This window comes from Vibrio penaeicida, from assembly GCF_002933855.1.
Lineage (GTDB): Bacteria > Pseudomonadota > Gammaproteobacteria > Enterobacterales > Vibrionaceae > Vibrio > Vibrio penaeicida_A.
In genome coordinates this window covers 16349-27992 of record NZ_BFAQ01000014.1, presented here as the reverse complement: position 1 = coordinate 27992, position 11644 = coordinate 16349, and the positions used below count along the sequence as shown (strand labels likewise).

At 44.3% G+C, this 11644-nt stretch carries 13 protein-coding genes; 4 read left to right on the top strand and 9 right to left on the bottom strand.

The genetic code is table 11. The features are described 5' to 3' along the window. The 6 genes from VPNCDNU1_RS08020 to arcA all read right to left on the bottom strand — a co-directional run. Positions 1-427, bottom strand: a 427-nt coding sequence (locus VPNCDNU1_RS08020; RefSeq protein ID WP_145959447.1) for a ZrgA family zinc uptake protein, incomplete at its 3' end; no start/stop codon positions are given. Between the two features lie 39 nt (positions 428-466). Further along, positions 467-751, bottom strand: a complete 285-nt coding sequence (locus tag VPNCDNU1_RS29305; RefSeq protein WP_104399891.1) for a DUF2607 family protein — start codon at positions 749-751, stop codon at positions 467-469. A 212-nt stretch (positions 752-963) separates the two neighbouring features. After that, positions 964-1425, bottom strand: a complete 462-nt coding sequence (pyrI, locus tag VPNCDNU1_RS08010) for an aspartate carbamoyltransferase regulatory subunit (protein WP_104399890.1) — start codon at positions 1423-1425, stop codon at positions 964-966. A gap of 15 nt (positions 1426-1440) precedes the next feature. Then, positions 1441-2370 (bottom strand): aspartate carbamoyltransferase, encoded by a 930-nt coding sequence (gene pyrB, locus VPNCDNU1_RS08005; protein ID WP_101111143.1) that lies wholly within the window; start codon positions 2368-2370, stop codon positions 1441-1443. Positions 2371-2597: 227 nt separating this feature from the next. Further along, on the bottom strand, positions 2598-3602 hold the full coding sequence (gene argF, locus VPNCDNU1_RS08000) for an ornithine carbamoyltransferase (RefSeq protein ID WP_104399889.1): 1005 nt from the start codon (positions 3600-3602) through the stop codon (positions 2598-2600). 169 nt (positions 3603-3771) lie between these two features. Then, the gene (gene arcA, locus VPNCDNU1_RS07995) at positions 3772-4992 is read right to left on the bottom strand and encodes an arginine deiminase (protein WP_104399888.1); all 1221 of its coding nucleotides are present in this window, start codon (positions 4990-4992) and stop codon (positions 3772-3774) included. 665 nt (positions 4993-5657) lie between these two features. Here arcA and rraB point away from each other — a divergent pair. Next, entirely contained in the window at positions 5658-6071 is a 414-nt protein-coding gene (gene rraB, locus VPNCDNU1_RS07990) for a ribonuclease E inhibitor RraB (protein ID WP_101111139.1), read from the top strand. Between the two features lie 172 nt (positions 6072-6243). Then, on the top strand, positions 6244-7041 hold the full coding sequence (locus tag VPNCDNU1_RS07985; protein WP_104399887.1) for a glycosyl hydrolase 2 galactose-binding domain-containing protein: 798 nt from the start codon (positions 6244-6246) through the stop codon (positions 7039-7041). A 52-nt stretch (positions 7042-7093) separates the two neighbouring features. Here VPNCDNU1_RS07985 and VPNCDNU1_RS07980 read toward each other — a convergent pair whose 3' ends face one another. Next, complete coding sequence (locus VPNCDNU1_RS07980) at positions 7094-7999, bottom strand: bifunctional helix-turn-helix transcriptional regulator/GNAT family N-acetyltransferase (protein WP_104399886.1); 906 nt, start codon at positions 7997-7999, stop codon at positions 7094-7096. A 90-nt stretch (positions 8000-8089) separates the two neighbouring features. Continuing rightward, positions 8090-8467, bottom strand: a complete 378-nt coding sequence (locus tag VPNCDNU1_RS07975; RefSeq protein ID WP_104399885.1) for a DUF2061 domain-containing protein — start codon at positions 8465-8467, stop codon at positions 8090-8092. A gap of 352 nt (positions 8468-8819) precedes the next feature. On the opposite strand from VPNCDNU1_RS07975, the gene VPNCDNU1_RS07970 reads away from it, so the two are divergent. After that, complete coding sequence (locus VPNCDNU1_RS07970; RefSeq protein ID WP_104399884.1) at positions 8820-10070, top strand: YjgN family protein; 1251 nt, start codon at positions 8820-8822, stop codon at positions 10068-10070. Beyond that, positions 10070-11062 (top strand): M48 family metallopeptidase, encoded by a 993-nt coding sequence (locus tag VPNCDNU1_RS07965; protein ID WP_104399883.1) that lies wholly within the window; start codon positions 10070-10072, stop codon positions 11060-11062. Before VPNCDNU1_RS07970 ends, VPNCDNU1_RS07965 begins: the two co-directional genes overlap by 1 nt. 154 nt (positions 11063-11216) lie before the next feature. Here VPNCDNU1_RS07965 and VPNCDNU1_RS07960 read toward each other — a convergent pair whose 3' ends face one another. Beyond that, positions 11217-11606 carry a RidA family protein gene (locus VPNCDNU1_RS07960; RefSeq protein WP_101111132.1) on the bottom strand — a complete coding sequence of 130 codons (390 nt, stop codon included), beginning with the start codon at positions 11604-11606 and terminating at the stop codon, positions 11217-11219. Positions 11607-11644: the final 38 nt, after the last annotated feature.

Below are 11644 nucleotides of genomic sequence, written 5' to 3'. Positions count from 1 at the left end.
GGTCATCGTGATGTTCATGCTTGTCATGATCGTGCTTATCATGGTCATCGTGATGCTCATGCTTGTCATGATCGTGCTTATCATGGTCATCATGGCTTTCATCTTCTCCCAGTGTATGACGAACTTCTGTAAAGGTCGGCTTACACTGAGCAGCGCTAGAAAGTGTCATCACTTTGTCTGCTTGGTTTAATACAGACAACGCATTGGCTAGCTGCTTCTTTTGCTCTGCATTTTTAGGTGCACTTTCAAAACCAACAACATCAGCGCCAGGAGCATGAATTTCCATCAACAGCTCGTCACCATCTTGTGCAATATTCAGTTCTACTACACCGTGAACGTGCGCATCATGTTGACGAAATTCTTCTGCGTGTGCCGATGTTGTAACGATAGCCGCTGCCAATAGTGAAAGTTTAAATACGTGGTTCATGTTTACCTCTGTTTATAAATTTGAATGAAAAGTAGATGGCTAAACGTGAACACGTGGTGGAGATCGAGCGTGGTAAAACGGCAACGGTGCAAAACTTGGTTTCAGAACATCGTAAGCTTGTGTCCAGAAAAAATGCGGCACATATGGAATTGATGGAATGGACCCTGAAAGAGCATATTTACTGATGGAAAACATCTCACACGCATGTTCTTCATGGTGCGCTGGTTCCCAATCCTGACTGTGCACAACAAACGCCGCACTCAACCAAAGCACACAGCTAATGGCGAGGAAAGCGAAGAATTGTTGAAACGTCCGTAAATGCATTTGAGTCAAATATCAAAAATAAAGGCTAAATGTAATAACATAACAAGGGGGCTGCAAGAGAATTTTCTACCCTTTCAAACCGGTGTCATTATTCCAACAATAAAGAGCGACCCAAGCGGTCGCTCTTTATACTCAATCTATAGATAAGAAGTCGCTAAACCTAGCACCTTGAGGTGGCTTGAGTTTATATTCACAACAATAATCTACGATGATTAAAGTTCGGTGACAATCTCACGCGAAAACGCTTTCTCACAGTACTTACACTTCAAACGTACGTCTTCATTTCGCTCAATAAGAGTAAACGACGTATCAATGGGTTCGAAGTTTGAGATGCAGTTGCCATTAGGGCATGCGAATACCCCCAAAATTCTTTCCGGTAGTGTTAGCGCTAGCTTTTTCACCACCTTATATTCTTCGATTTGATTCACGGTTGCATGGGGTGCATACAGCGCCAGCTTTTGCGCTTGATCTTCATTGATAAAGACATTTTCAATCTTCAGCAGATCTTTTGCACCTAACGCAGATGAGGGCAGGTTTAATCCGACGGTGACACGCTGTTCTGAATTGTGCATGTCGAATAAGCGCAAAACCTTAATACCAATTTGAGCAGGAATGTGGTCGATAACGGTGCCGTTACGAATCGCTTCTACCTGCAATTGAGTTTCTTTAGCCATGATCTTTCTCCTCAGTTACAGAGTGTCGTTAAGTACAAGTGCCAGCAGTGCTTCACGGGCGTAGACGCCATTCTCAGCTTGCTGGAAGAAATACGCGTAAGGGGTTTTATCGACATCCACTGTAATTTCATCCACACGAGGGAGTGGGTGAAGGACTTTTAGGTTGTCTTTAGCACCGGTTAGCGTGGCAGCAGATAACACGTACGCTGATTTGATATGGGCATATTCAGATTCATCAAAACGTTCTTTTTGAACACGAGTCATGTACAGGATATCGAGTTCAGGAACTACGCTTTCCATTTCTGTATGTAAGCTGTATTCGATGCCAGCATCATCCAGCTCTTCACAAATGTAGTCCGGCATCGCCAGTGCTTCTGGTGCAATGAAGAAGAAGCGGTTATTACTGAACTTAGCCAAAGCTTGTGTCAGCGAATGCACCGTACGTCCGTATTTTAAATCACCCACAAAGGCGACGTTTAAATTGTCTAAACTGCCCTGAGTTTCGTAGATGCTGAATAGGTCTAATAATGTTTGTGTTGGATGCTGATTTGCACCATCACCAGCGTTTATCACTGGAACATTATTAGAGAATTCAGACGCCAAGCGAGCAGCCCCTTCTTGTGGATGGCGCATAACGAACGCGTCGACGTAAGAAGAGATGACTTGCACAGAATCCGCTAGAGTTTCGCCTTTCTTAGCCAGAGAGGTGTTGCCATCGTTATCAAAGCCAATTACATCGCCACCAATACGTTGCACTGCGGTTTCAAATGAAAGACGTGTTCGGGTGGAAGGTTCAAAGAAGCAACTTGCGATAACTTTGTTTTTAATGAGCTCTGGTTGAGGTTCATTTTTCAGCTGACCTGCTGTTTTCACGATCAGCTCCAGTTCGTCACGAGACAGCTCAGAAATGGAGATAATGTGTTTTTGATAGAGTGAGTTCGCCATGATCTTCTTCCCTATGGTGATGCCATAAAAAAGCCCCCCTATTGAAGGGAGGCTTTAAAAAATAATACGGGAACAATAAAACAAAACAGGGAAGCCTAGTCGCTTCTTAATCATCACTAAATCAGGGATGAGAGTGTGTTTCATTAATCGTTCCTCAGACAAATTGCGGAGAATTATACGCCTAAGGAACGTGATCGCAAGCGATTACATTGTGTTTTTTGTTACTGCTATTGTCCGAGGGTTGCCACCATAACGGCTTTGATTGTATGCATGCGGTTTTCGGCTTGATCAAAAACAATGGATTGCTCAGATTCAAACACCTCTTCAGTAACTTCTAACCCTTTTAAACCGTACTTGTCGGCTATCTCTTTCCCTATGGTGGTTTCATCGTTGTGGAAAGCAGGAAGGCAATGCATAAATTTCGCGTTCGGGTTACCTGTGGCGCTCATGACCTTAGCGTTAATTTGGTAAGGCGTCATTTGTGCTACGCGCTCATCCCATGCTTCAGGTGCTTCTCCCATTGATACCCAAACATCGGTGTACAGGAAGTCCGCACCCTGAACACCTGTTTCTACGTCTTCGGTGAAGTGTAAAGAGGCGCCTGTGGACTGAGCGATGGTTTGGCATTCATCTATTAACTCTGCACTTGGCCAATAGGTTTTTGGTGCCACCACGGTAAAGTGCATGCCCATTTTGGCTGCGCCGACCAAAAGAGAATTCCCCATGTTGTAGCGGGCATCGCCAAGGTAGGCAAATTGAATTTCATTCAGTGGTTTACCATTACTGTGTTCAAGCATGGTTAAAAAGTCTGCGAGGATCTGAGTGGGGTGAAACTCATCGGTAAGCCCATTCCAAACAGGCACGCCAGCGTGCTGACCGAGTGTTTCGACAATGTCTTGCCCAAATCCACGATATTGAATGCCATCGTACATTCTGCCTAGTACACGAGCCGTATCTTTCATCGACTCCTTATGACCAATCTGAGAGCCCGATGGACCGATGTAAGAGATTTGGGCGCCTTGATCAAAAGCGGCGACTTCAAATGCGCATCGAGTTCGGGTAGAAGCTTTTTCGAATATTAATGCGATATTCTTCCCGATAAGCGTTTTCTGTTCAGTGCCTGAATATTTCGCCGCTTTTAACTGCTGAGACAGTTGAAGCAGAAAGTCAATCTCCTTGGACGTATAGTCAAGCAGCTTTAAGAAGTTGCGATTGCGTAAATTGAAAGCCATAAATCTTCCTTCGATAAGGCAAGTACGTTAAAAATCATTTATACATATAAATTCATTTTTTGTGAATGTTTATTTTAAATAAAACAAAAAAAGGTTGACGCTGTTAGCATCAACCTTTTTGAGTGTAGCAACCCACATCAAGGTGGGTTGAAGGAGAGCGGGTAGTTTTTTAGATACCGTCGCGTTCAATAGGGCAGCTCATGCAGCGAGCGCCACCTCGTCCACGTCCTAGTTCGTTACCCGGAATAGTTAGGACTTCAATCCCTGCTTTATCGTATTTTTCGTTGGTGTAAACGTTACGCTCGTAAGCAACGACAACACCAGGCTTCACTGTCAGAACGTTATTGGCGTCATTCCACTGTTCGCGTTCTGCTTCGTAATTGTCGCCACCCGTCGTAATAATTTTAAGGTGATCAACATCCAGCGCTTGTTCAACGGCATGAATGTAATTTGGCACTTGCTCTACGTTCATCGCTTTGCCGCCATTTGGAGTAAGGCGCCAAGTTTCTAAGTCGTTACGCATGATTTCTGGATAGACCGAGAACGTATCAACGTCCATGTGCGTCATCACAGTATCTAAGTGCATACATGAACGGTGCTTGGGCAAGTTAATCGCAATAACCTGAGACGCTTGACCAGATTCAAACAACCCTGCTGCCAAGTTCTCGACACCCTGAGGGGTGGTTCGTTCTGACATACCGACCAAGACGGCACCGTTGCCAATAACCAACACATCGCCGCCTTCAATATTTGCGTTATCGTAATGCAAATCTTCATCACCGAAGTATTTGATAAAGTCTTGACCTGCAAACACAGGATGCCAACGGTAAATGGCGCGCAAATGGTTCGTTTCACGCTGACGTGCAGGCATCATCATCGGATTCAGTGATACCCCACCGTATACCCAGCAAGACGTATCTCGGGTAAATAGGTGGTTTGGTAAAGGCTCTATCACAAAGTCCAGAGGTTGATGCATCTTCGGTAGCATCGAAGCGGAAGCAATAGGCAGCTCTGAATAGGCTAAACCACCAAGCAAAACTGTCGCTAGGTGTTCGTTGTCCATTTCACTCAGGTAATGACGCAGCTCGCGCGCGAAAGTTGGACCGTAGCGAAAATCTGAAATCTGAGTGTTAAGTAGCCATGTTCTGGCCTCTGGCACGGCTAAGGTTTCAACAAGAAGATCGTGAAGCAGCAATACTTCTACGTCTTGTTCTCTTAGTGTTTGTGCAAAAGTATCGTGTTCTTCACCTGCCGCTTCTACTGCTAAAACGTCGTCAAACAACAGTTCTTGACAGTTAGAAGGGGTTAAGTGGGTGAGTGCGCGCTCGGGACGATTTAACAACACTCTGCGCAATTGACCGACTTCAGAGCCGACATACAGCTTACTCATTGGGTGTCCTTTCTAATAATTCCGTGACCAACCCTTTTGCCATATTTAGGTTCCGCTTTATTTGGAACAATCGCTCACAACAAACGCCTGCAACAAACAAGTGGTTTAGATGAAACAAAAGGGCGACCTGCATTGAAATGAGGTCCGACTCACATTTATGACAAGGATGAAGACAAGATGCAAGTCGGTAGTTTAGTGATAAAGTCGACGTTTACACAGTATTTTTAGAGGATTAGTCCTTTTTGGGTCGGGTTTGTAAATTTTAGTGTTGTTTTTGAGCGAAACGGATACAGCGTTGGGATGCCTGAATATTCATGTCGGGTAGTCAATGCAGCGTCATGATACCCATCACAGTGTGAATGAAGATGCATTTATCTGACCAAATCACGGTGAATCGTTCGATTTTATGCAGTTCAATGGATTTCAACTCTATGCAATATTGAGTCATAAATTGGCGTATTTATTAAAAACTGTGGTTAAAAGCCTGACCTGACTTTGTTCTGTTTCAAAAAAATCGAGCACATTTGTTAATATTTTGTTTCTGTGACTTAAGGACGGTTTTAGTTAGCAGAAAAAATGCTCAAGGATCGAGTTTGCTGGTGGTAATTTGCTGCGAACCGTGCCATATTTCACGCGTTTAATTACCCAGAGAGCGGAGCAATCGAATGTCTCAACAAGATGAATACCTATCGGTAGAAGCGTTACTTGAAATTCAAAAAGAAGACACTCGCGAAATCATCAGTGCATTACTTGAAGACGGCAGTGAACCTGATGCTCTGTATGAAATTGAACATCACCTGTTTGCCGAAGACTTCAATACGCTAGAAAAAGCCGTAGTAGAAGCGTTCAAAATGGGCTTTGAAGTCCTTGAAGCAGAAGAAACAGAAGATGAAGATGGCAACAAACTTCTTTGTTGTGATGCCGTGATGGAATCTGCTCTAAATGCTGAACTCATCGATGCACAAGTCGAAAAGCTGGTTAACCTTGCTGAAAAATACGACATCATCTACGACGGGTGGGGGACATTTTATGAAGGTGAAGATGCCGCTTACGACGTTGAAGAAGACGACGAAGAATAACCTTCCTATCCTCATCGAGAAACGCTGGCTTAATGCTGGCGTTTTTTTATATCTAAACGCAGACCTTGGCTCCCATTTTGATCATGTGGTGGTCAGACAATTGAAATTTCATTAGAAATTATGTGTCTACTTTCATTATAATGCCTCCAAACTTGATCTGGCTCAATTTATCATGCAACTTTCGCTCGCTGGTCTTTGGCAGCTTTCACCGCTCACAGACCTCTCTATCCCGCAGGATGACATCACCTTCCCAGCACCGCTTAGCGATGTGTTGCCTGAGTCTATTTCTGAATCTGACATTCGAAATCAAGAATGGCATTTAATGCATGATATTGAAGTCGATGATGCGATGTTGGCATTTCCAGCGGTGGATTTGGTGATGGCTGGTGTTGATTACTATGCCGAGGTTCGGATTAATGGTGTGGCGGTATTTGATTGCGATGGCACTCAGAATCGTTATAAGAAGGACATTCGCCCCTATTTACAATCAGGTAGAAATCGCTTTGAAATTTTGTTCTTGGAGCAAGATGAAGACTGGCTGTTGGACGAAACACCAGAGATTTGCCAGTTAAACCCAGAGCCTGTGTTAGAAACAGATAAGCGGGTTGGAATATGGCAGGCTCCGTACCTGCAATTTATTCGCAATTTGAGGCTTGATCATATTACCACGGAGCAGATCTGGCACCACGGTGGTGGTTGTGAGTTTAAAGTGGACCTCTATTATCAGACCTTCGCAGCGGGGTTGGTATCGGCGTCGGTGAAATTTGATGGCATGACCTATCATATCCCTATTGACGTCAGAGCCGATCACGCCACGGCGTTATTCCAAGTTGACGCACCGCGCTACGCCAACCCAATCTTCCCTGACGATCGCGATCTCTACCAATTGGATGTGATGCTGGACGGGCAAAGCCAAAATATGCGAATAGGGCTCAGTAAAGATCTCTGCGTGATGCACTTTCCTGTTTAACAGAAAAGTTAGGTCAAGTTTTGCCTAGATCAAACTGGCTATGAATTGAAAGCTAAAGCGACTTCGCCATCACCACTTCGCATGCGTCGTGGCCGGTATTTCCCCACGGAGCATCCAAGTGCTCAAACCCAAGTTTTTCATAGAGTTTGATGGCGTTTTTTAAACATTGGGTTGTTTCAAGATAGCACTGCTTGAAACCTTGATGTTGGGCGTGCTCCATGGCCATTTTGGCGATGGTTTTGGCTAACCCCTTACCTCTGGCTTCCGGTAAAAAGTACATTTTCTGTAATTCGCACACGTCATCTCGACCACGTAAAGGGGCGTAACCACCTCCTCCTACTATTTTTCCATTGTTCTCGATAACCCAGTATTGGGAGCGGGGCTGCGAGTACACGTCGTATAAAAATTCTAGAGTCGGGTCCGCCACGCTATAGCCTTTATCAGAAGAAAGCCCATGTTCTTCTGAAACCGTTCGGATCACCGCGGCTAATGCGGCGTTGTCGCTTTTCCGTATTGGGCGTAGCGTTAATTCATAGCTCATTTTGGATGATGTCAGTGAGCGAATGTAGTGATCCAGAGCGCTCTGTAACCTTGCTTGCTCTTCAAAAGACATTTGGCTTAGTGCGGCTTCGTAGCGCACGTCTTGTTGGTGATTTAACTGCTGAAGAAGATCGTACCCTTTTGCCGTTAATGTATAGAGAACACTACGTTTGTCCTGTTGATTCTCTGTGGCTTCAATACACAGCTTACTGGCGAGGCTTTTGAGTGCTCGGCTGGCGTTGGATTTGTCGATGTTCAGCCTTTGAGCAACCTGATTTACGGTGAGTACCTGCTGCTCTAATTCAATTAAACAGTGCGCTTGAATCGGGGATAAATCGATGTGCCCGCATTGCTTATCGAGTAAACCAAGTTCACGGACAAGGTTGCGAGAAAGAGTACGTAACGTTGAGGTATCCATATTAACCACTAAATATAGTTGCGACTAACAACTATATTTAGTGTTATATAGCAACTAAATCAAGAGGCAAGGATGTTAAATGTGGTGGTGTTAGCAAATCGGAGCCAAACTGCTTCGTTTTAGCCAAATTCTTTCATGGAAATAGTAGGCAACTGTATTGATGCTGGGTTCCAGCAATGCCATGACGCCACCAATGAATGCATCCCCCGTAATTAAATAGGTTACGGTAAACGCGACACCAAAATGCACGCTGGCAAAACTGGCTGTTTTTAATTGAGTTTGGGATTGGTAGCGTCTTAGCCACGGTATTTGAACCCAAGCTTTTTCATGAAAATAGAAAGCCACGGTATTGACCGAAGGTTCTATCATCGCAATCAAACTGCCAAGCAAAATATCACCCGTTAGGAGGTATGCGACAGAAAATGCGATTGAAAAGTGGAGCACGGCAAAAGTGAGTGTTTTCTTCATTATTCTGTCCTCGTAGGTGTATAGAAACGAGTATCTCCACTTTTTACACTTCGGTAAAAGCGATTGTTTCTATTGTTTTGATTGTTAATACCTAACATTATTGACGTGTGTACTGCTTGATTCGCAATATTGAAAATAAAATTGAAGCGAATGAGTTGGTTAGTGGCTGATATTTGTTCAGGCTGGTATTTTAGGTGGCGGTTATTTTTAGCCGTCAGTAGCACTTTAAGCTACTTGATCATTATTCACATGCTCCCAAACCGAAGACAGCGATCTGAATAATACGATGATCTGAATAAAACTGAGATCTGAATAAAAAAGGTATGGAGCGAAAACGTCAGAATGGAAAAATATGGAACAGAACAACAGTATCGAAGAAGACAACAGTATCGAAGAGAACAACAGTATTAAAGATAACAAGAAGTACCCGTTCAAATTTGAAGGGGAAGGCGCTGAGTTTTTTGGGATTTGGATCGTTAACGTTCTCCTATCGGTGATTACGCTGGGTATTTATTCGGCGTGGGCGAAGGTGAGAACCAATCAATACTTTTACGGCAACACTCGGCTAGATGGTGATGGTTTTGAATATCACGCCAAACCGATACAGATTTTAAAAGGTCGTATTATAGCGGTGGTCGTTTTTATCATTTGGAGTGTAACAAATCAGTTTGCACCCGCAGTGACTGGGATTCTGATGTTGGCGTTTCTCGCCATTCTACCTTGGTTGGCTTGGAGTAATGCGCGTTTTGATTCGGCGATGACCAGTTATCGTAATGTGCACTTCTCTTTTGTTGGAACATTAAAGGAAGCTTACATGACTATTCTAGGGAGAGGGATGGCAATCATTGCGTTGTTTCTCGCTGGAATGGCGGCAATTAGCTTCGAAATCATTCCGGTTGGTGTGATTTTACTGCTGACGATACCTTTTGTGTTCGTCTGGGTTTTGGTGGGGATTTCGAACTATTTTGCTAACGGATACCGTTATGGTAAGCGCGCGTTTTCAGCTCAATATACCGTTAAAGCTTACTTAGCGATTTACCTTAAAACCATGCTGTTTGCGTTTGGCTTGTCGATTGCCTTTGGGGTTGTTGCGTCTTTGTTCGCAGGAGCTTCTTTGCTTTCAATGGTATCTTCAGACTTTACGCTTTCTGATGGCGGGTTTCCTAATTTTGCTTTCTTCGGCTTGATTATCGCAATTTACATTGGGCTTTTCTTTGTTGGGGTTATCGCTAATGCCTTTAAAACGGCTCAAATGCGCAATTACACCTTTGCACAATTAAGCATTGATGAAAGCGATCACGCTAAGAGTGAGCACCTTCAAGGTAATGAAGAAAAACCTGAAAATACTAGCTTCGCGTTTGAATCGACGTTGGCAACGTGGAGCTTTGTCTGGCTGATAATGACGAACTTTTTGCTGCAACTGGTGACTTTCGGTATCGCAAGACCATGGGTTATGGTCAGAACCAGCCACTACCTTGCTAATCATACCTATGTGATTGGCGATCTGCCGAACCTAGTGGTAGAAGGGGAAGATCAGGACATGAAATCGGCGGTTTCCGATGAGTTGTCTAATGTATTTGATGTCGATATTGGGATTGGCTAATGCGAGTTAAAGGGATTGCCCATCCCCCCAAAAGCTCTGTACGCATAGAGGCGGAGCTGGATTTGTCGCAGCGTGACTTTATGTATCTGCATGTGGACGGGCAGATTTTCAGCGCGTCTATCCATGATATCGACATCACTGCTTCACCTGGCAAATTGCCACCGAAAATCCGGCTACCGTCGGGGTGGTTGTTTGTGCCCAGCAGTGCTGAGAAGGTCAATGAATTTCTAGTACAGCATGGGAAAAAGAGCAGTCTAAGTCAGCTGGAAAAAAACGCAAAAGCCATCATCGTAAGTACATTGTTGATCGTTGGATTAACCATAGGTTCGTTTACCCATGGCATTCCTTGGTTTAGTAAGCTGGTAGTGAATTGGTTGCCTCATGAGGCGCATGAAGTGCTGGCGGATTATGTCTTAACTTCCATTGATGAAGAGTGGCTTTCACCTTCTGAGTTACCTATTGAGCAGCAAGATGCCATTAGAACGCGATTTTATCAGCACTTAGATAAACTCCCGCCCGCTCCATTTGCTCCTCAGTTGGAGTTTCGCTCGTCTGATGGTTCACCTAATGCCTTTGCATTAAGTGGAGGCGTAATCATCATGCTTGATGAGATGGTCGAGCTTGCTCAGACGGAAGAAGAACTCGACGCAATATTGCTGCATGAACTGGGCCATATTTATCATCAGCATGTCATGCATAGGCTCGTCTCATCCAGTTTGGTTTCTGCAACGGTAGCCGTCATGACAGGTGAAAGCTCGGGGCTTATTGATACCATGGTTGGAGCCGGTGTTTTTGTTTTGCAAAGTGGGCACTCCCGAGAAGCAGAAATAGAAGCGGACGAATTTGCCAAAAGGTCGCTAAAGAAGATATACGGGACGAGTGAGCCACTGGCTGTGATCTTTGAGCGCTTGCAAGAGGAATCGATCGACATCCCAGAGTGGCTTAGTTCGCACCCTGAAATGGAAAAACGCATTCAAGAGGCGAGAGAGTAGGGTTCTAACTTCTGCTCAAAGTAGAAAGGGTTGGATATAAAAAACGAGCGCCAGTGCGCTCGTTTTTGTATTCATTTCAAAGACGTATTTTATCAAAACCTTGTCTTGTCAAAAGCCTGCCTTATCAAAAGCTTTTATTATCAAAAAACTAAGGCTATTTACGTACCGCAATCGCTTCAATTTCGATTTTTACATCTTTTGGTAGGCGAGCAACTTCTACGCATGAACGCGCTGGGTAATTCGCTACATCGTGCTCATCGAAAAACTTGCCATACACTTCGTTTACTGTTCCGAAGTCGTTCAGATCTTTTACAAAAACCGTGAGTTTTACGATATCTGCAACCGTCAAACCTGAAGATTCAACCACGGCTTTTACATTCTCAAGCGATTGACGCGCTTGTGCTGCGATGTCTTCTGGTACTTCACCAGTTGCTGGAACCACTGGGATTTGACCAGAAGTCAGTACCATGTTGCCAAGGTCAACACCTTGTACATATGGGCCAATAGCAGCAGGGGCAGATTCAGTGTGCAAAACTTTCGTCATTATTTTTGTTTCCACGTTGTTCAAAAGGGGTTTCAGTG

Bases quoted from the DNA above. Each gene is read 5' to 3' on its own strand.
- VPNCDNU1_RS29305 (WP_104399891.1), bottom strand. From the start codon at position 751: ATGCATTTACGGACGTTTCAACAATTCTTCGCTTTCCTCGCCATTAGC.
- pyrI (WP_104399890.1), bottom strand. From the start codon at position 1,425: ATGGCTAAAGAAACTCAATTGCAGGTAGAAGCGATTCGTAACGGCACC.
- pyrB (WP_101111143.1), bottom strand. From the start codon at position 2,370: ATGGCGAACTCACTCTATCAAAAACACATTATCTCCATTTCTGAGCTG.
- argF (WP_104399889.1), bottom strand. From the start codon at position 3,602: ATGGCTTTCAATTTACGCAATCGCAACTTCTTAAAGCTGCTTGACTAT.
- arcA (WP_104399888.1), bottom strand. From the start codon at position 4,992: ATGAGTAAGCTGTATGTCGGCTCTGAAGTCGGTCAATTGCGCAGAGTG.
- rraB (WP_101111139.1), top strand. From the start codon at position 5,658: ATGTCTCAACAAGATGAATACCTATCGGTAGAAGCGTTACTTGAAATT.
- VPNCDNU1_RS07985 (WP_104399887.1), top strand. From the start codon at position 6,244: ATGCAACTTTCGCTCGCTGGTCTTTGGCAGCTTTCACCGCTCACAGAC.
- VPNCDNU1_RS07980 (WP_104399886.1), bottom strand. From the start codon at position 7,999: ATGGATACCTCAACGTTACGTACTCTTTCTCGCAACCTTGTCCGTGAA.
- VPNCDNU1_RS07975 (WP_104399885.1), bottom strand. From the start codon at position 8,467: ATGAAGAAAACACTCACTTTTGCCGTGCTCCACTTTTCAATCGCATTT.
- VPNCDNU1_RS07970 (WP_104399884.1), top strand. From the start codon at position 8,820: ATGGAACAGAACAACAGTATCGAAGAAGACAACAGTATCGAAGAGAAC.
- VPNCDNU1_RS07965 (WP_104399883.1), top strand. From the start codon at position 10,070: ATGCGAGTTAAAGGGATTGCCCATCCCCCCAAAAGCTCTGTACGCATA.
- VPNCDNU1_RS07960 (WP_101111132.1), bottom strand. From the start codon at position 11,606: ATGACGAAAGTTTTGCACACTGAATCTGCCCCTGCTGCTATTGGCCCA.